The sequence below is a fragment of the Streptomyces sp. AA4 genome (assembly GCF_000158875.1).
Lineage (GTDB): Bacteria > Actinomycetota > Actinomycetes > Mycobacteriales > Pseudonocardiaceae > Amycolatopsis.
Map to the genome: position 1 here is coordinate 4,833,764 of NZ_GG657746.1, position 2,569 is coordinate 4,836,332.

The 2,569-nt window shown below is 56.9% G+C and carries 1 rRNA gene (only partly in view); it reads right to left on the reverse strand.

The features are described 5' to 3' along the window. Positions 1 to 2,143: ribosomal RNA gene (locus SSMG_RS22175) — 23S ribosomal RNA — on the reverse strand (it extends 935 nt beyond the left edge of the window). Positions 2,144 to 2,569 lie beyond the last annotated feature (426 nt).

The following is a 2,569-nucleotide window of genomic DNA, read 5'->3' on the forward strand; positions in this document are numbered from 1 at the left end:
TTATAGTTACCACCGCCGTTTACTGGCGCTTAAATTCTCAGCTTCACCCACAAAGTGAGTTAACCGGTCCTCTTAACGTTCCAGCACCGGGCAGGCGTCAGTCCATATACATCGTCTTGCGACTTCGCATGGACCTGTGTTTTTAGTAAACAGTCGCTTTCCGCTGGTCTCTGCGGCCAACCACCCCTCCACTTGCATGAAGCTTCAAGGTGTTTGGCCCCCCTTCTCCCGAAGTTACGGGGGCATTTTGCCGAGTTCCTTAACCACAGTTCACCCGATCGCCTTGGTATTCTCTACCTGACAAAACTGTGTTGGTTTGGGGTACGGGCCGTGCATGCACTCACTAGAGGCTTTTCTCGACAGCATAGGATCACCCACTTCGCCTCACACGGCTACGCATCACGTCTCAGAGTATGTGAACAGCGGATTTGCCTACTGTTCCTCCTACACGCTTACACCAGGACAACCATCGCCTGGCGGAGCTACCTTCCTGCGTCACCCCATCGCTTGACTACTACGGAATCAGGTCCCACGCTCCACACACCCGATCCGCCCGAAGGCTTCACGAGTGGCTTCGGGTGGTTAGTGTCAACCGCCTCGCCATGGGCGCACATGCTCGGGTACGGGAATATCAACCCGTTGTCCATCGACTACGCCTGTCGGCCTCGCCTTAGGTCCCGACTTACCCTGGGCGGATTAGCCTGGCCCAGGAACCCTTGGTCATCCGGCGGCAGAGTTTCTCACTCTGCATTCGCTACTCATGCCTGCATTCTCACTCCCGCACCCTCCACCGCTAGCTTCCGCCGCGGCTTCCCTGGATGCAGGACGCTCCCCTACCCATCAACACGACTGGACATCCGCCTCAAGGACGAACGTCGATCTATTGTGTCAATGACACAGCTTCGGCGGTGTGCTTAAGCCCCGCTACATTGTCGGCGCAGGACCACTTGACCAGTGAGCTATTACGCACTCTTTCAAGGGTGGCTGCTTCTAAGCCAACCTCCTGGTTGTCTGGGCAATCCCACATCCTTTCCCACTGAGCACACACTTAGGGGCCTTAGCTGGTGTTCTGGGCTGTTTCCCTCTCGACGACGAAGCTTATCCCCCGCCGTCTCACTGCCGCGCTCTCACTAACCGGTATTCGGAGTTTGGTTGATTTCGGTAACCCGGTAAGGCCCCTAGACCATCCAGTAGCTCTACCCCCGGCAAGAAACACGCGACGCTGCACCTAAATGCATTTCGGGGAGAACCAGCTATCACGGAGTTTGATTGGCCTTTCACCCCTACCCACAGCTCATCCCCTCAGTTTTCAACCTAAGTGGGTTCGGGCCTCCACGACGTCTTACCGTCGCTTCACCCTGGCCATGGGTAGATCACTCCGCTTCGGGTCTAGACCACGCGACTCAATCGCCCTATTCAGACTCGCTTTCGCTACGGCTACCCCACCCGGGTTAACCTCGCCACGCAGCACTAACTCGCAGGCTCATTCTTCAAAAGGCACGCCATCACTCAACAAGTGAGCTCTGACGGCTTGTAGGCACACGGTTTCAGGTACTCTTTCACTCCCCTCCCGGGGTACTTTTCATCTTTCCCTCACGGTACTCGTCCGCTATCGGTCTCCAGGAAGTATTTAGGCTTACCGGGTGGTCCCGGCAGATTCACAGCAAATTCCACGAGCTCGCTGCTACTCGGGAACACCGCCACACAACACAAACACAGTTTTCGCGTACGGGGCTCTCACCCGCTCCGGCCCGCCGTCCCAAGCGGTTCCGCTAACCATGCCGCATCACGCCCAGAGTGTCAGCTCTGAGAAGACAGGTCCCACAACCCCGACCACACAACCCCTGACAGGTATCACATGCAATCGGTTTAGCCTCTTCCGCTTTCGCTCGCCACTACTCACGGAATCACTTTTGTTTTCTCTTCCTGCGGGTACTGAGATGTTTCACTTCCCCGCGTTCCCTCCACACCGGCTATATATTCACCGGCGGGTAACACCACATCACTGGTGCTGGGTTTCCCCATTCGGAAATCCTCGGATCACAGCTCGGTTGACAGCTCCCCGAGGCATATCGCAGCCTCCCACGTCCTTCATCGGCTCCTGAAGCCAAGACATCCACCATGTGCCCTTAACAACTTGACCACAAAGATGCTCGCATCCACTCTACAGTTCTCAAACACCACACCAGAAACAACGTGTGTTGCCTCAGGACCCAACAGCGTGCTGAGCGAACAAGAACCCGCCCGGATCCGCGGCCGCCGTTCCACGCGGGACAAGCCCGCAGTACTGAGTCGGCGGCATCACCACCGCGAGAACCCATAACCAGTAGTTCCACAATTCCTTGAGCAACCAGAGCAGACCTGCATTCGAGGCCTAAGCTCCGGCCACTCCCGGCACGATGACCGGGATGTGTTGTGCTCCTTAGAAAGGAGGTGATCCAGCCGCACCTTCCGGTACGGCTACCTTGTTACGACTTCGTCCCAATCGCCAGTCCCACCTTCGACCACTCCCTCCCTTGCGGGTTGGGCCATGGGCTTCGGGTGTTACCGACTTTCATGACGTGACGGG